This window comes from Microcoleus sp. M2_D5, assembly GCF_036701935.1.
In the GTDB taxonomy this organism is placed as follows: domain Bacteria; phylum Cyanobacteriota; class Cyanobacteriia; order Cyanobacteriales; family Microcoleaceae; genus Microcoleus.
Window position 1 is genome coordinate 1 of record NZ_JAUBRP010000098.1, and the last position, 15,736, is coordinate 15,736.

Below are 15,736 nucleotides of genomic sequence, written 5' to 3' on the forward strand. Positions count from 1 at the left end.
ATTTTTATTAACATGAGTTGACTGACATTCAGGACATTGCATAAGCTCTGCGTTTTTTGAAGTGTTATTTTTTGGCGATCGCACGCATTATTTATCATACCCTACTTCAGCAACGCCGGATTTTGCTTGGTGCAAGACTAAGGTGTGTGTCTGCTGAAGCACTCGATCCGTAAACTCCAAACAGTGGAGACAATCGCACTACCATCGGGATGAATACGCTCAAAGGCGATCGCCTTTAGGCGAAGTATCGCTGATTTGAGGCATCATTCTCAACGGCTTTGCCTCGAAACTAACTATTGCCGACACAGAGAAAGAGCAGCCAGAGTAACTCAACGTCGAGTTAGTTTTTACCGAGAAATACGCTTAACGAGTGTTTTACAGTCCCGTAAAATTTTACTTTTTAAGGCGCACCAATTATTACTTTATAGTGGGAAGAGTGTGACAGTAATCTTCTAAAGGTATAGTATATTTTGCCTAATTTAAATTTAATTTAATTGTGTAATGCTGATATATCGAGGTTGATTTTTTACTCGATTTATCCAACTTTGAATTACCGGAAACCTCGTTAAGTCAAATCCGCCCTCGCCCGCAACGTGAGTGTAAGCAAATAAACCAATATCAGCAATAGTATACCGATCGCCCGCAAAAAACTCATTTTCTGCTAAATGCTGTTCCATCACCCCCAAAGCAGCATAACCCGGTGCTTGTTTTTGTTGGAGTGCTTCGTGATATTCTTGTGCTTTCCCTGTCATATACCAAAAACGAGAAGTAGCAATAAAAGGTTCGTGGCTGTACTGTTCAAAAAATAACCACTGCATGACTTGAGCGCGTTCAAATTTATCCGTGGGGAAAAACTCAGTTTCTTCGCTCAAGTAAAACATAATTGCATTCGATTCAAACAGAAATTTACCCGGTGCAATTTCTAACACCGGAATGCGGCCATTGGGATTTTTGACCAAAAATTCAGGTGTGCGGGTTTTTCCTTGGAGAATATCAATTTCTGTGCGATCGAAGGGAATATCAAGTTGAGTTAAGAGCAAGCGAACTTTATAGCAATTGCCCGATGGGGAATATTCGTAAAGTTTAAACATGATTCTTGAGAAGATTGTACGATCTTAAATTATCTCATAAATTAGATAATTTAGGCACGATGAGTTAACCGATGTTTGCTAAAATTATTTTGGCGATCGGTGTCGATCGCCAAAACCAGCAACTTCTCCCAGCGTATAAAGTGGTCGGCCCTTCACCTCCTCGTAAATCCGCCCTATATACTGACCCAAAATCCCAATACTCACCAACTGCACCGCACCCAAAAAGAAAACAGCCATCATCACAATTGTCAAACCAGTTAATGCGGAACTTGGATAGAATAGCCGCCAATACAAAATTAAAAAAGCCATTAACACAGATATAAATGCAGCAAATAACCCCATATAAATCGAAAGTCTGAGAGGAACTTTTGAAAAAGATACTAAACCATTCATCGCCAAACTTAAAGATTTTCTGAAGGTATATTTAACCTCGCCTGCAAAACGCGGATCGCGTTCAAACTTAACCGCCGTTTGTTTAAAACCAATCCAAGCCCGCAGTCCCCGAATGTAACGATTGCGTTCTGGCATGGCATTGAGTACATCTACCACGCACCTATCCATCAAACAAAAATCTCCGGTATCAATCGGAATATCAACATCAGCAAGATGGCGCAAAATGCGATAATACATATAAGCAGGCAACCGCTTAAACCAACCTTCTTGACGGCGTTGAGTGCGTTGAGCGTAAACAACTTGATAGCCCTGCTGCCACTGTTCTACCATATCTATAATTAGCTCTGGCGGGTCTTGCAAATCGCCGTCCATGATGACTACGACTTGACCGCTAGAAAAGTTTAAACCAGCAGTTACAGCTATTTGATGACCGAAATTACGGGCCAAACTGAGGTAACAAATTCGCGCGTCTTTTTCGTGTAATTCTCGCAAAATTTCTAGAGAGCGATCGCGACTGCCATCATTGATTAAAATTAATTCTACTGGGCCGTCCATTCGATCCATCACGCCACTAATTCGCCGATACAATTCAGCAAGATTTTCTTCTTCGTTATAGATAGGAATTACCAAAGAATACTTAGGTGTATCGTTCATTGCAGTTTCTGTTTAAAAATCGGCTTTCCAACCGTTTAATCAAAAGTTTCTTTTTTGCCAAACACGCGGGCTGCTTTACGATAGAGGTTCGGCACGTAATTTCGCTCTTTGAGCCAGACAACAGCAGCCCCCAAAATAGCCGCATACCAAAACTTATCTATTTTCTTAAATACGAAAAATAAAAGATACCATAAGAATGACACACGCCAAGCTCAAACATCTGTTATCATAGATGTTTAGTCAGACTATAAAAATTACAATCATAACCCATTGATTCAAAATTGCATGACAAATTCCAATTATCTTTGGCAAGCAAATCAAGACTTAAGCGAAGCTTGTCTGCAACATCCCTTTGTCAGAGGGATTGCTGACGGCAGCCTCCCCCAAAATAGTTTTGCATATTACGTTGCACAAGACGCATTTTTTCTGGGAGCCTTCGCTCGCGCTTACAGTATCGCTGCGGCAAAAGCACCCGACTGGGAGGGGTTTGAAATCCTCCACAATCTCGGTAGTGGCGTTTTAGAAGAACTTCGTTTGCATCAAGGATATGCAGCCAAATGGGGTGTAAACTTGCAAGAGACAAAACCGGGAACCGCTACCCGCCGCTACACAGATTTTTTATTAGCGACAGCCTGGGGAAGTGGTGTAGGTTTGACAGTAGCCGCCATGACTCCTTGCTTGCGGTTGTATGCTTTTTTGGGACAGCAGCTAGCTAAACCTAATATACCGGAACACGCCTTTAGCGACTGGATTTCCACCTATAGCAGCTCGGATTTTGAGATTTTAGCAAAACGGCTGGAAAGTTTGGTCGATCGCTACACAGAGGCTGGGCCAGAGGTAGAAGCAACCTATCGCTACGCTATGCTATGCGAAAGAGACTTTTTTCAGGCAGCTTGGGAAATAGAGTAAATTAAGTTTGGGCAAAAGATATGGAAAACTATCTTAAGCTACCTAAACGCAGTAAATGTAACAGCCATGTACAGCCGGAATGTAGCCCATACTCTCATAACAGCATCTTCCTAACGAGGCTGACTATTCAACACTAAACCGAGCCCCATCGAGAGCAAAACAATGCCCTAAGCTTAGGGATGAACCGATTGCAGAGTACCGGAGTTTATCGGTAGTGTTAAAGAGCAAAATCCGAAATAGACGGCTGTAAGGCTGAGCTATTTTCGCCAATACCACAACAAATAGCCATTGCCCCAAATCAGGGCAAATTTACTAACAGCTTGCAACAGCAAAAATGCACGCCAAATGCCCAACTATTAATGAGTACCCCTGCTAATTTTACTTGCATTCCAAAAGTCGTGAAGCCGCGCATCAGCAAAGGAAACAGCGGATAAAAAGCCACAGAATGCTGATGCCCATCATCTGCATAGCTGTAGCCTAAATTAGCGATTTATATGTGCCATTTCCCGTCCCATCAGGAAGCATATAGCAGCGACAAAAATTAACCATTCCCGGCTTTTGGAGCGCTCCAGGCGCGGAATTACTTCTAACCCTAAATCAGTATTTGTCATTGCTAAAATAGCGAAAGACTGTAGATTTAAAATTAAAGTATAGTCCGCTGCCGATCGCTCGCCCAATATATACGTAAGTACAGCCGTACTGCTAATTTTAACGTCCGAGTTTATTGGGAATCCCTTCGCAGCCGCCGGGAATAGTCTCTCTCGACTTCGAGCCGCACCAAGCGCAGCAGTAATAGCGCTGCTCCTCCGACAGCCGCTTGACACCGGTGAAATCAACACGTTCCACTACAGCGCCGGTATGTTCGCCTGTTTGATAGTTGGGAAATTCGGTACGGCTGCGGGGAGATGCAGTTTGTGCCGAGCCGTAGAATAATGCGGCCGCTCTCATGTCGGCGCGAGCGAGATTGGCGTCGTATAAGACAGCGCGCGAGAGGTTGGCTTTGACTAAATCGCACTTGCTGAGATTGGCGCGGACGAGGTTGGCTTCGCTCAAATCCGTCCACCGCAAATCGGTGCCAGCCAGGTCAGCACCCGCTAACATGACATTGAGATCGATAACGCGGATACCGTGATCCCTATCTTCAGCGTAGCCGCCGTCGCCGTCAAGGATGGGGCGGCCTAAAAGCCGATCGCGCTTCAGCGGAGTAACCAATCTCGACTGCGACAAAAACCGCAAAATTTTAGCTTTACCTTCAGCATCTACACTGCTCATAATCGCAGCGGTGCGCCCTTCGGCGATCGCCCTTTCCTGCGGCCAGTCTTCCAAAAACCCTTGTTCGTCAAGGGCTAAGTCGGAAACCCCTTGAAAATAAGCATCGATCGTTTGCTGCTGCGTAATTCGATTTTGCTGAATCGTCAAATCTTTGGATATCACGTACTGTCGCCAAGCCACGTAAACGCCCAAAATCGCGATCAAAATTTGGCCCAAAGCGCCGATCAACTCGCCGAGAGCGCCGATGGCGTCCCAGTTGATTTGGATGTTGCGGCTTCCCGGTTCAGTATTACTACCGCTGAGCATTAGCAAGCCAACAATCCCAGCTAAAAGCCCAAAGCAGGCGACGATCAGAGTGCGCCAAGTCGGCGGAATTACCTGCACCCAGATTTTGCCCCAACTCGGCCACATCAGCCGCAGCGATACGCCGATCGCACCGACGGCGCCAATTAAGCCCAGCCAAATGTTGTCATTGGCCAGCCCAAAAATCATCGCTGCGATCAACCCCAGCGTCAGCACTGACCCCGACTTCTCAGGAGTCGTTTGTTCCGGCTGCTGCGGCAATAAAACCTTGCGGGTTGGGGGCGGCGGCAGCGGTTTTTCCGGTTCAGCAGTAGCGACGATTATCGCTGATTCTGGTGGCACATTAGGGCTCGCACCGTTCTGACTTTCTACAGTCACATTAGATTCAGGGCGATTGGGTTGAGAAGAGTTGTTTTCTGGTGTCATGCGTTGAGGCAAATTCTAATTTTAGCCGGTCACTAAAACGATTTTAACTAACCAAGCAGGATTCTAGATAATATTACAATATAAATCTCCACCAATTGCACTCAAAAAGGTAACATAATATGACACTGGTGCTGCCCAATCTGCAAGGCAAACAAATGGGTCAAGTTCTTACAACAATCACCGTAACGAATCGCATCGATCAAGTCCTAGCTGAGCGGGGGTTCATTCCTGCAGGTGAAATTCGTTCATTAACTCTCGATAAAGTTTTAGTAGATACCGGAGCCACTCTGCTTGCCTTACCAGCTTCCATTATCAGCCAGTTGGGTTTGAGCCAGCTTGGAGAAACCAATGTAGAAACTGCTGCGGGGGTGAGAAAAGGGCGGATTTTTCAAGATATTATGCTGGAAGTTGAAGGGCGACAAGCAGTGTTTGACTGCCTGGAAATGCCCGAAGGAGTTGATGCGGTTTTGCTGGGCGTGATTCCGATGGAAAGGCTCGGCTTAGAACCAGATTTAAAAAATCAACGGCTGCGAGTATTGCCGATGAATGAAGAACAAACATATCTGATGCTTTAATTTATCCGTGTTTCATCGATTTGAAATTTAAGAATTTAAGAGCGGAATTCGCTGTGGCAAAATAGCCCAAAAATGTACAATTAATTGCACTCAAAAATGTAAAATAATATGACCCTCGTACTCCCCAATCTTCAAGGCAAACAAATGGGTCAAGTTCTTACAACAATCGCCGTCACGAATCTCATCGATCTAGTTCTGGCTGAACGGGGATTCATTTCTGCTGAGGAAGTTCGCTCTGTGACGATCGATAAGGTTATTGTCGATACCGGAGCGACACTGCTTTCCCTGCCAGCTCCCATTATTAGCCAACTCGGTTTAAGACAAGTAGGAGAAAGAGATGTAGAAACATCGGCCGGCATCAGAAAAGGTCGAATTTTTGCCGGTGCTCAAATTATTATAGCAGGGAGAGAAGGGAGATTTGATTGTTTAGAGCTACCAGAAGGCGTTTCCGCTGTCTTACTGGGCGTGACTCCAATGGAAGAACTAGGATTAGAACCAGATTTGAAAAATCAACGGCTGCGAGTATTGCCGATGAATGACCAACAAACATATTTGATGGTTTAGCCGATCGCTCTTCAGTAATGTCTATCTCTCTCTTCTCTAACTCTGCGCTCTCTGCGCTCTCTGCAGTTAAATTATTCCGGATTAAAAAAGTATTTCCCAGTCAGCTAACGAGCCGAATAAGCCTTGACTAAATACACACCAACCGTCGCCAAAATCAAAACAACTATCCCCCAAACTAACTCCATACTAAACCTTTGAGCATTGCCCAAAGCGACAAGAATTTGCTGCCGCACCACAAACGCCAACAGCCAGCACATCTGAGCCTTCAGGCAAACCAAAAGGCCTCGCGCCAACAAATATTGGCGGCGAGCGTTCTCAGAAGTAATCCGTACCGGATAATTAAAAGTATGGGGATAGCGCGAAACCGCAGTTAAAACCGCAAAAAGAATGGCAGCAACCGCAGGCACGATCCAAATCGTCAGCTTGTCGCCCCAAGCATCAGCCAGCCCCCCTAAGCCGAAATGAATCGGAATTCGATCGGGCAAAACCGCCCAAAACTTGACGATAAGCAAAACAGCCAGCAAAAGCGCGATCGCAGCTAAAAGCTCTACCGCCACTAAAACGGGCGAAAGCCCCAGAGAAATAACCGGCCGTTGGTTTGGTGCGTTTCCAGTCATGGCTACTTAAAATTAGATTAATATTGGAAATAATAGTATTGGTTCCAATTTCATTCCCCAACAGCTTTCGTTGGGGGTTTCCAAACATCCCGCGAGGTTTTATGACGGCTCAGGTTTTGATTGAAAAGAAAAAGTTAGAAAAACCGCCCCTAACAATACACACATTAGGCGATCGCGTCCTGCGGCAGCCAGCCAAGCGCGTCAAAAGCGTCGATGCAGAAATTCGGCAGCTAGTCCGAGAAATGCTGCAAACCATGTACAGTGCGGATGGCATCGGTTTGGCCGCCCCCCAAGTCGGAGTCAACAAACAAGTAATCGTGCTCGACTGCGACCCGGAAAACCCCGCCACACCCCCAATGGTTTTGATCAACCCCACCATCAAAAGTAGCAGCAGCGATATCTGCATCTTGCAAGAAGGGTGTTTGAGCATTCCGGGAGTTTATTTAGAAGTCAAACGCCCAGAAATCATTGAAGTCTCCTACCGCGACGAATACGGCCGCCCGCAAACCCTGATAGCAACAGACTTACTGTCGAGAGCAATTCAGCACGAAATGGATCACCTCAACGGAGTGCTGTTTGTAGACAGAGTAGAAAACAAGCTCGCACTGAATGAAGCATTAGTCAAGCAGAAATTTTCGCCAAAGGCAGTAAAATCAGTATGATGGCAGGAACTCCGAAAAGTGGTTTACTATTGGCTCTTTCGTGCATCACTGCGATCGCGGCAGTCGGCTCAATTTTTGAGCTGTCTTCGGGAGAAGCTCAGCTTGGCAATTTAGTCACGGGCATCATCCTCGCCCTGAGCGTACCGCTAACTGGCATATTTTTCTATGCAGCCGTTCAGGATGCCAGGGCAAATCTATAAGCAGAGTGATTAGTCATTAGTCATGAGTCAGCAGTTATTAGTAATTAGTCATTAGTCATTAGTCAGCAGCTAACAACCAATAACTGTGGAATAAAGACTGCTCAAAAATAACATCAGCTAACAGCTCGCGAGCTCATGACCAATGACTGATGACTAAGCTGTTGGGCATCTAAATTGTATTTTTTGGGCGGGCTTTCTGGCCCAACCCCTACTCCCCACAAGACTTTTCTTAAATTTGACTATACAATTTAAATGCACTTGGGCTTAATGACTAATGACTCATAACTCATGACTAATGAAATCGGATTTCTGCGACAAGTGCCAGCAAAAGACGCTGTGGGAACCCCAGCATCCAAATACCAACTTTCTGAAGATGGGGAATTGGTCATCGGACGCGATCGCAATTGTCAAATAGCTTTAGAGTCGATCGCCCACGGCATGGTTTCCCGTCGCCACGCCACGATCCGTCCCCTAACCCAGGGTACTTTGACGAGATGGGAAATTTGCGACCTCAACAGCGCTAACGGAACTTATATCAACGGAAAAAAGCTCTCTGGCTGCCAAACTTTAGAAACAGGCGATCGCATCAGTCTCGGCCTTGACGGCCCTGAATTTATATTTGAATCTCCCGTAACCCCTTACCAAAATCAACCCGGATTAAGAGCACCACAAACGGGAAATTTTGCTGGTAACGAAAAAGACGCTCTCACTTTAACTCAATTATTCCCGATCGCCTCCACGGGCAAACAATTAAGTCAAAAAGCTTACTTATATCCAGGTATCGCCACAGTTATTGTTGTCGTGTCGATGTTTGTCGCCGTTGGAAATTCTGCAGCATTCAACTTGCTGCTGTCAGCTTACCTCGCCGGTGCGGCTTACTACTTTATCTATCAACTGTGCGGCAAACACAAGCCTTGGTGGGTATTGCTCGGTTCGGCTTTAGCTACAGTCCTGATTGTGATCAGCCCCTTATTAATTGGATTTATATTAGTATTTAGAGAAATTTTGCCCGGCCGCCTGCCCACCGAAGGCGAAACAATCAGTTTTTTGCCTTTTTTGACCAGAATGTTTTTCGGGGCGGGTCTAATGGAAGAATTGCTGAAAGCCCTGCCCGTTTTGGGAGCGATGCTGCTGGGAAATTGGCTAAAAAATCCGTGGCGCGATCGAATCGGCGTGTGGGAACCTTTAGACGGAATTCTCTTAGGAAGTGCATCAGCAGTCGGTTTTACACTGTTAGAAACTCTGGGACAGTACGTTCCCAATGTCATCCAAAATGTCACTCTGCAAGCAGGGCCCGACGCCGGACAATTAGTAGGATTGCAGTTGCTAATTCCCCGCATTTTGGGTTCCGCCGCCGGACACATGGCTTACAGCGGCTATTTGGGATATTTTATCGGTTTGAGCGCCCTCAAACCCAGGAAGCGCTGGCAAATTTTGGGCGTAGGTTATTTCAGCGCTTCCGCACTTCACGCTTTGTGGAATGCGTCGGGAGCAGCCAGCGTACTTTTGCTGGCGTTGGTGGGAGTTTTGTCCTATGCGTTTTTGGTAGCCGCGATTTTGAAAGCCAGAGCTCTGTCTCCGAATCGGGAGCAAAATTTTGCAACTCGAATATTTTCTGAAAAGTGACTTCTGACTGGTTAATTGTTGAGATGCGATCGCACTTCAAGCTGCCATTTTTTTCTTGTGTTTTAACCAGCTTAAACCAGCCAATGCTAAAGCTGTCCCCCCTGCGGTGAGAGGTTCGGGAACTGGTTCGGGTTGGGTATTCACTAGAGTGTAAGAAACAGGGGTATCACGGACGATCGATCTGGCAACTATATCTACACTATCGTCTGGGCGTATAATATATACCTCCTTATACCCCCGGAAATAAGATGTCCACATATCATCAGAGGTGATCCCGTTCGTAGCCATAGACCAAGATGCGCCGCCACTATACTTGAAGGAAAAAGGCGCTCCTGGTTCGTCTGGAGGACTGATATATTCTCTCATCAGTTCGTCACTGCCGCCTGCTTGCAGTCCGCGAAAAGCCCCTTGATAAAATAAAACTGTAAACCCTGCCAAATCGTAGTATTGTTTGGCTTCTCCACCTCCATAATCACTAAGATTGAGAAAAGTGTTTAATCTTCCCTCGCTTACACCAATTTCTTCAATTCCTATTCCTGTAAGCGAGGAGTTATTCAACTTAAAAAAGCCGCTAGCTTCACCATTTTCCACTTGGAAATTGTAGGTTAGTACGGCGGCTTGTGCTTGGTCAACTCCTACGAATGACACCGCTGCATAGCTTAAAATTGTGCTAGCGATCGCACTTCCTAATCTGAGCCTTAGTTTTTGACTCATTGTTTTTTATATTAAGCTTTACGTAAGTCTAGTTTATGTGAGTGAGCGATCGCCCGTAATTATCCGCATTCTTAAAGTAAATTTTTTTGAAGTCAAAGATTTCCGAATGTAAATAACCGAAGTAATACGGATGAGTTGCCTGTTGTATAGGTATTATTTATCACTTTTACTATTACTTTTGAACATCAACCAGAAAAATGTTCTATTGCAAGCTGTTGCGCGTTTAAATTGCATATTCGGGACGGGATCGCGTGCCCATTCCACAATAATTTGAGTTATTTTTGATACACAATTTAAATGGAGAACAGCTTAATCGCCAAATATTCCGACCGGTTTGTGTTGTTGCGATGCTGCGGACGATCGTCCCGATGTGTATACACACTTAATAAAATTTGTCAATAGGCAATTTACAGACCTGTCGCCCCAGTATTCTCCCCTTGTGTATGATTCGCTACTGCTTAATTGCCCGATGCGATAATCGCAACTGAACTTAGAAATTCTTCACAAATAGTTTGACTGTGGTACTATCTGGATGGCTGTGAGTAGCTGAGGGAAGCCAAGGGGCTTGATTCCTGTGGTGGTGGAGGAGAATCCAGGAGTGCTAGATAGGATGTCATTGGGATACGGAAATGTTTTCGGTCAGCGAAGTCAACTCGAACCCCTCCGCATTGGGGTTATTGGAGTTGGCAACATGGGCCAGCACCACACGCGAGTTCTGAGCTTGCTCAAAGATATCGAACTCGTGGGTGTTGCAGATATAAATGTAGAGCGGGGAATTGATGTAGCAAGCAAATACCGGGTTCGCTTCTTTGAAGACTACCGAGATTTGCTCGCCCACGTAGACGCAGTTTGCGTCGCCGTTCCAACTCGCCTGCATCACCCTGTGGGGATGTCTTGTCTCCAAGCGGGTGTTCACGTTTTAATTGAAAAGCCGATCGCGGCAAGCATTGCCGAAGCCGAATCTTTGGTCAACGCGGCTGCTGAGGCCCACCGGATTTTACAAGTGGGTCACATCGAGCGCTTCAATCCAGCTTTTCAGGAACTCGGCAAAGTGCTGAAAACTGAAGAGTTACTGGCATTGGAAGCTCACCGGATGAGTCCTTATTCCCAGCGGGCTAACGATGTATCGGTAGTTTTGGATTTAATGATCCACGACATCGACTTGCTTCTGGAATTGGCAGATTCCCAAGTGGTGAAGCTGACGGCCAGCGGCAGCAGGGCATCAGATTCAGGTTATTTAGACTACGTGACAGCGACGCTGAACTTTGCTAACGGCATTGTCGCCACCTTGACTGCAAGTAAGGTGACGCACCGCAAACTCCGTTCAATCGCGGCTCACTGCAAAAATTCTCTGACAGAGGCAGATTTTCTCAACAACGAAATCTTGATTCACCGACAAACAACCGCCAATTACGTGACGGATTACGGTCAGGTGCTTTACCGTCAAGATGGGTTGATCGAGAAAGTTTACACCAGCAATATAGAACCGCTCCACGCAGAATTGGAGCATTTTATTAATTGCGTGCGGGGTGGAAATCAGCCTTCTGTGGGAGGAGAACAAGCTCTCAAAGCTCTGCGCCTTGCGAGTTCGATCGAGCAAATGGCTCTAGACGGTCAAGCTTGGTATCCCAAAGAGCTAGAGTCTACTTTGCAAGTTAGTTAGAACAGATCGATCGTGTCGTTTCCGGCTGCTTGTGCAATTTGGGTTTGTTGTTTGTTACTTTTGTAACTGTATCCATGCAACCGGATTCGATCTCGTCGCGATTTATCAGAAAATTGGGTTTACAACCCCGTCTTTATAGGACGGCTTTTTCTACGACTCGCGATCCGTCAGAAATCCTCATGTATTTGGGTAAACATATCCACGCACCGACGAGTGTGTGGTATCGCAAAGGCATCAGACAAGATTTAAAAACCTACCCCTGCACTGGGGGCAAGTATACGCCCAAAACACTTTTGAGGAAATATGACTGCACACATTTTTGTGCTTTCGCAGTCAGCCTGGGAACCCTAGAAATAGGGATATTAAGACACAAATATCTTAATAATTCTAGTGCCTTAAGGTCGAGGAGTGTCAAGTCAAAGAGAGATCGACTATTTGATGACAGATGGTTTTACTAACTAGCTGATTGCCTTGAGGACTGAGGTGAATGCTATCTCGATATAACTTTGGAAGTTCCGCCACTGAATTAAAAATAGGAAGAAAATCTATGTAAGAAATTTTCTCTGTTTTGACGAGTTCGGCGAGACGCGCTCTAGCCTTGACTTCCCAGTCGCGAAGGCCCGGCTCGCCAAATTCGTGCCGTTTGGGCGTCATGGCTAGCAAAAACTGGACGTTGGCAGATACAGATATGGTCTGGATTTGGCGAATAGCTTCTAAGTTGCAGCCTACTAAATCGCCAGTTTCTGGTGCAGTTGCTACCAATGGGCGAGCTGGCACTGCTGGTAACAAGTAGCGACTTAACAAGTCTACGATCGCCAATGGGGATTTGCGATCCGGGTAAGATCGATCGCGCCCCACCACCGCAGCACAAGGAGCTGATGCAAACAAATCGTCCGTATTCAGTAGCAACACCAGCACCTTGGCCCCAAAAAGACCAAACTGCTTGGCGTAAGCAAGTTGATTCCTCGGCCCCCAAGAATTAGCTGAAGCATTGAGAACTTCACACTCGGAATACTTGACTTTTGAATCTAATTGTGTGTAGCTCGCCAAATCTTGTACTTGCAGCCTCAACTTCCGAGCCATGATTTCCGATATAGTATCTGTCTGATGAGTCCACCAACCGCCGTTAGCCACGGAATCTCCCAACAGCAAGACGCGCAGAGTTGACGGATCGGGGAGGGGGTCGATCGCCCCGGTACGCATCGAATATTCGTTAATCTGAATTAGATTGCCCAAACGGCGCACCTTTTGATTTGGGGCCAACAAATAGCCGCACTCCGCATCGGCAACATAAATCATAGGATTGCCCAAACCCAACAGTCGCAACAGTATTTCCAGCAACACCAACAATCCTGCGGTGACAGCAAAAATTTTCAGCAGATAGTCGATCGTTGATAGTCGATCGTTGATAGTTATCACGCTTGCAAAAGGAAGAAAGAATAAAAAAGCAAAAGTAAAGGGAATATCAACAAAAATAAGTGCTCCCTCTTCTGTCACTTTCGATAGAGATTATTATCCTACTCCTATTCTAATTAAAGTAGGGTGCGTCGCCACCAGAATTATGATTATTTACCACTATCAATGAGCGACGCACCCTACCGCTATACTCTCCCCCGAAGTGACAAGCATAGGGATTACCCACTGTCAGGACACGGCAGTGCCGTGTCCCTACCCTGCGAGATTGTAGAGACACGGCACTGCCGTGTCCTCAGTATCATTCCGGTACGATCGGAATCTATCTGACGGATGAATGTTGGTTTTAGTTAAGTACGATCGCCCTTTTTTCTTAAGGGCGATCGCTCTTTTTTTCTTTCCTAAATTACCAGGAAGTTCGATCCTGTAATTGCAGAAGCATTCACTCCAACAACTACACCTAACTGCTCTCCTGTCAAGAAGTTTTTAATCAGAGCACCCTGAGAATCTTGAGTAATTTCTAACTGTCCGAAACTCACGCCTCCGGTAAGGGCGATCGCATCATTACCGACAGTAAAATCGGTGATGATATCGAACCCGCCACCTGTTTGCAATACAAAGATATCGTTACCGCTACCTCCACTTAAACTATCATTCCCCAAATCTCCGTAAAGAATATCGGAGCCTTGACCGCCAGTGAGAGTATCGTTATCTTCACCTCCATACAGAGTATCATTTCCTTCACATCCTCCCAGAATATCGGCTTGTTGGTTACCGCTAATCAAGTCATTGCCTTCACTGCCACATATGCTATCATCCCCCATATTTCCAAACAGGAAGTCCTCTCCCTCATTGCCCAGCATGATGTCCGAACCTCGCCCTCCAAATAAAGTGTCATTATCCTTACCGCCATCGATGAAGTCATCATTTTTATTACCCAAAATGATGTCATTGCCTTCGCGGCCATTTAAAGAATCATTACCTTTGCCTCCGAAGATTAAATCGCTGCCACCATTACCGATGATGATGTCATTTCCTTCATCTCCAAACAGGATGTCATCACCCCTGCCACCGCTGATAAAATCATTACCTAGGTTGCCATTGAATATGTCGCGACTATCGCCACCATATAAGTTGTCATTTCCGGCCTTGGCATCAAATATGTTGCCGTTGTTGCTGCCGAAAAATTCATCGTTTCTCGGAGTGCCTATTTGAATGCCCGATACACCGAGTATGGTGTTTTCAACTGAGTTGGGTTGGTTTAAGTTGGGATAAACAATCTTGTCGCAAATGCAATCATCATTCGGGATGTTGTTGGGTGTTGGAGTCGGTGTCCCTGTGGGATTACCGAAAATGATGATGTCGCTTGGCGAGAGAGAATTAGCGTCGATCAAGATAGTTTGACCATTCCCTAAATTTAAGACCAAACCGGAGGGAGTAGATTGTAATGCGGCGATAACTTGTTCGGGTGAGGTGAAACCGAAGGCAGCATCAAGTTGTAATTTATCTTCTCCAGGGGTGAAGTCTAAAATCTGGTTTTGTCCGCCTACAGTACCAGTTGCGGGACTAAAGATGAAGATGTCATTGCCAGCTCCTCCGGTGAGGGTGTTGTTGCCAGCGCCACCATCAAGGGTGTCATTGCCAGCCCCACCATCAAGGATGTCATTGCCAACCCCACCATCAAGGATGTCATTGCCAACTCCTCCGGTGAGGGTGTCATTGTCAGCGCCACCATCAAGGGTGTCATTGTCAGCCCCACCATCAAGGATGTCATTGCCAGCCCCACCATCAAGGATGTCATTGCCAGCGCCACCATCAAGGGTGTCATTGCCAGCGCCACCATCAAGGATGTCATTGCCAGCGCCACCATCAAGGATGTCATTGCCAGCGCCACCATCAAGGGTGTCATTGTCAACTCCTCCGGTGAGGGTGTCATTGTCAGCGCCACCATCAAGGGTGTTGTTGCCAGCGCCACCATCAAGGGTGTCATCACCACCGCCACCATTCAGGATGTCATTGCCAACTCCTCCGGTGAGGGTGTCATTGTCAGCGCCACCATCAAGGGTGTCATCACCACCGCCACCATCAAGGGTGTCATTGTCAGCGCCACCATCAAGGATGTCATTGCCAGCGCCACCATTCAGGATGTCATTGCCAACTCCTCCGGTGAGGGTGTCATTGTCAGCGCCACCATCAAGGATGTCATTGCCAGATCCGCCATTAAGTAGGATGTCATTGCCAGCGCCACCATCAAGGGTGTCATCACCAGCGCCACCATCAAGGGTGTCATCACCACCGCCACCGCTGAGACTGTCTGGGTTGACCGTACCTGTGAAGTTGTCGATTAAGGGACTGCCAATGACAGTGATGGGTTGAGGGAAGGTGCTGAAGTCTTGAGTAACGCTGTTGGGAGAGGAGGCAAAGTCGAAGAAGTTGGTGGGTGTCGGCGTAGGTGCGGGCGTAGGTGCGGGCGTAGGTGCGGGCGTTGGTGCGGGCGTTGGCGCGGGCGTTGGTGCGGGTGTGGGCGCGGGTGTGGGCGCGGGTGTGGGCGCGGGTGTTGGTGCGGGTGTTGGTGCGGGTGTCGGCGCGATATCGTTGTCTAGGTTGGTGACAGAGACATCCGATGGGTTGAGATTGTTGTAGTTCGGGTCGGT

General features: G+C 46.6%; 15 protein-coding genes. 7 read left to right on the forward strand and 8 right to left on the reverse strand.

Annotation, left to right across the window (positions count from 1 at the left end; translation table 11 throughout):
- Positions 1-485 precede the first annotated feature (485 nt).
- The 3 genes from QUA50_RS26610 to QUA50_RS26620 all read right to left on the reverse strand — a co-directional run bounded on the left by QUA50_RS26610 (position 486) and on the right by QUA50_RS26620 (position 2,341).
- Positions 486-1,091 (reverse strand): glutathione S-transferase family protein, encoded by a 606-nt coding sequence (locus QUA50_RS26610; protein WP_333266718.1) that lies wholly within the window; start codon positions 1,089-1,091, stop codon positions 486-488.
- A gap of 84 nt (positions 1,092-1,175) precedes the next feature.
- Positions 1,176-2,138: a glycosyltransferase family 2 protein gene (locus QUA50_RS26615; RefSeq protein ID WP_333266720.1), complete on the reverse strand. Its 963-nt coding sequence runs from the start codon at positions 2,136-2,138 to the stop codon at positions 1,176-1,178.
- Positions 2,139-2,173: 35 nt separating this feature from the next.
- Complete coding sequence (locus QUA50_RS26620) at positions 2,174-2,341, reverse strand: hypothetical protein (RefSeq protein WP_333266722.1); 168 nt, start codon at positions 2,339-2,341, stop codon at positions 2,174-2,176.
- An 82-nt stretch (positions 2,342-2,423) separates the two neighbouring features.
- On the opposite strand from QUA50_RS26620, the gene QUA50_RS26625 reads away from it, so the two are divergent.
- Complete coding sequence (locus tag QUA50_RS26625) at positions 2,424-3,047, forward strand: TenA family protein (RefSeq protein ID WP_333266724.1); 624 nt, start codon at positions 2,424-2,426, stop codon at positions 3,045-3,047.
- Positions 3,048-3,755: 708 nt separating this feature from the next.
- Here QUA50_RS26625 and QUA50_RS26630 read toward each other — a convergent pair.
- On the reverse strand, positions 3,756-5,048 hold the full coding sequence (locus QUA50_RS26630; RefSeq protein ID WP_333266726.1) for a pentapeptide repeat-containing protein: 1,293 nt from the start codon (positions 5,046-5,048) through the stop codon (positions 3,756-3,758).
- 119 nt (positions 5,049-5,167) lie between these two features.
- Here QUA50_RS26630 and QUA50_RS26635 point away from each other — a divergent pair, with 119 nt between their 5' ends.
- Together QUA50_RS26635 and QUA50_RS26640 are read left to right on the forward strand one after the other, a co-directional pair.
- On the forward strand, positions 5,168-5,623 hold the full coding sequence (locus tag QUA50_RS26635) for a retroviral-like aspartic protease family protein (protein ID WP_333266728.1): 456 nt from the start codon (positions 5,168-5,170) through the stop codon (positions 5,621-5,623).
- 108 nt (positions 5,624-5,731) lie between these two features.
- Positions 5,732-6,187 (forward strand): aspartyl protease, encoded by a 456-nt coding sequence (locus QUA50_RS26640; RefSeq protein WP_333266730.1) that lies wholly within the window; start codon positions 5,732-5,734, stop codon positions 6,185-6,187.
- Positions 6,188-6,291: 104 nt separating this feature from the next.
- On the opposite strand, the gene QUA50_RS26645 is transcribed toward QUA50_RS26640, so the two are convergent.
- Positions 6,292-6,804, reverse strand: coding sequence for a DUF1648 domain-containing protein (locus tag QUA50_RS26645; RefSeq protein ID WP_333266732.1), 513 nt, complete (start codon positions 6,802-6,804; stop codon positions 6,292-6,294).
- 101 nt (positions 6,805-6,905) lie between these two features.
- Here QUA50_RS26645 and def point away from each other — a divergent pair, with 101 nt between their 5' ends.
- The 3 genes from def to QUA50_RS26660 all read left to right on the forward strand — a co-directional run bounded on the left by def (position 6,906) and on the right by QUA50_RS26660 (position 9,292).
- The gene (gene def, locus QUA50_RS26650; protein ID WP_333266734.1) at positions 6,906-7,466 is read left to right on the forward strand and encodes a peptide deformylase; all 561 of its coding nucleotides are present in this window, start codon (positions 6,906-6,908) and stop codon (positions 7,464-7,466) included.
- On the forward strand, positions 7,466-7,666 hold the full coding sequence (locus tag QUA50_RS26655; protein WP_199292547.1) for a hypothetical protein: 201 nt from the start codon (positions 7,466-7,468) through the stop codon (positions 7,664-7,666). Before def ends, QUA50_RS26655 begins: the two co-directional genes overlap by 1 nt.
- A gap of 288 nt (positions 7,667-7,954) precedes the next feature.
- Positions 7,955-9,292, forward strand: coding sequence for a PrsW family glutamic-type intramembrane protease (locus QUA50_RS26660; RefSeq protein ID WP_333266736.1), 1,338 nt, complete (start codon positions 7,955-7,957; stop codon positions 9,290-9,292).
- 36 nt (positions 9,293-9,328) lie between these two features.
- Here QUA50_RS26660 and QUA50_RS26665 read toward each other — a convergent pair whose 3' ends face one another.
- On the reverse strand, positions 9,329-10,006 hold the full coding sequence (locus QUA50_RS26665) for a PEP-CTERM sorting domain-containing protein (RefSeq protein ID WP_333266738.1): 678 nt from the start codon (positions 10,004-10,006) through the stop codon (positions 9,329-9,331).
- A gap of 610 nt (positions 10,007-10,616) precedes the next feature.
- Between QUA50_RS26665 and QUA50_RS26670 the strand changes: the two genes are divergently transcribed.
- Positions 10,617-11,669 (forward strand): Gfo/Idh/MocA family oxidoreductase, encoded by a 1,053-nt coding sequence (locus tag QUA50_RS26670; RefSeq protein WP_333266740.1) that lies wholly within the window; start codon positions 10,617-10,619, stop codon positions 11,667-11,669.
- 411 nt (positions 11,670-12,080) lie between these two features.
- Here QUA50_RS26670 and QUA50_RS26675 read toward each other — a convergent pair whose 3' ends face one another.
- A complete protein-coding gene (locus QUA50_RS26675) occupies positions 12,081-13,058 on the reverse strand; it encodes a GDSL-type esterase/lipase family protein (protein ID WP_333266771.1) in 978 nt (325 codons plus the stop codon).
- 425 nt (positions 13,059-13,483) lie between these two features.
- On the reverse strand, positions 13,484-15,736 hold a 2,253-nt coding region (locus QUA50_RS26680; protein ID WP_333433672.1), incomplete at its 5' end, for a calcium-binding protein.

Excerpts from the sequence above, each read along its gene's own strand:
- QUA50_RS26635 (WP_333266728.1), top strand. The coding sequence starts at position 5,168 with ATGACACTGGTGCTGCCCAATCTGCAAGGCAAACAAATGGGTCAAGTT.
- QUA50_RS26645 (WP_333266732.1), bottom strand. The coding sequence starts at position 6,804 with ATGACTGGAAACGCACCAAACCAACGGCCGGTTATTTCTCTGGGGCTT.
- QUA50_RS26630 (WP_333266726.1), bottom strand. The coding sequence starts at position 5,048 with ATGACACCAGAAAACAACTCTTCTCAACCCAATCGCCCTGAATCTAAT.
- QUA50_RS26610 (WP_333266718.1), bottom strand. The coding sequence starts at position 1,091 with ATGTTTAAACTTTACGAATATTCCCCATCGGGCAATTGCTATAAAGTT.
- QUA50_RS26615 (WP_333266720.1), bottom strand. The coding sequence starts at position 2,138 with ATGAACGATACACCTAAGTATTCTTTGGTAATTCCTATCTATAACGAA.
- QUA50_RS26665 (WP_333266738.1), bottom strand. The coding sequence starts at position 10,006 with ATGAGTCAAAAACTAAGGCTCAGATTAGGAAGTGCGATCGCTAGCACA.
- QUA50_RS26670 (WP_333266740.1), top strand. The coding sequence starts at position 10,617 with ATGTCATTGGGATACGGAAATGTTTTCGGTCAGCGAAGTCAACTCGAA.
- QUA50_RS26660 (WP_333266736.1), top strand. The coding sequence starts at position 7,955 with ATGACTAATGAAATCGGATTTCTGCGACAAGTGCCAGCAAAAGACGCT.
- QUA50_RS26640 (WP_333266730.1), top strand. The coding sequence starts at position 5,732 with ATGACCCTCGTACTCCCCAATCTTCAAGGCAAACAAATGGGTCAAGTT.
- def (WP_333266734.1), top strand. The coding sequence starts at position 6,906 with ATGACGGCTCAGGTTTTGATTGAAAAGAAAAAGTTAGAAAAACCGCCC.
- QUA50_RS26625 (WP_333266724.1), top strand. The coding sequence starts at position 2,424 with ATGACAAATTCCAATTATCTTTGGCAAGCAAATCAAGACTTAAGCGAA.
- QUA50_RS26655 (WP_199292547.1), top strand. The coding sequence starts at position 7,466 with ATGGCAGGAACTCCGAAAAGTGGTTTACTATTGGCTCTTTCGTGCATC.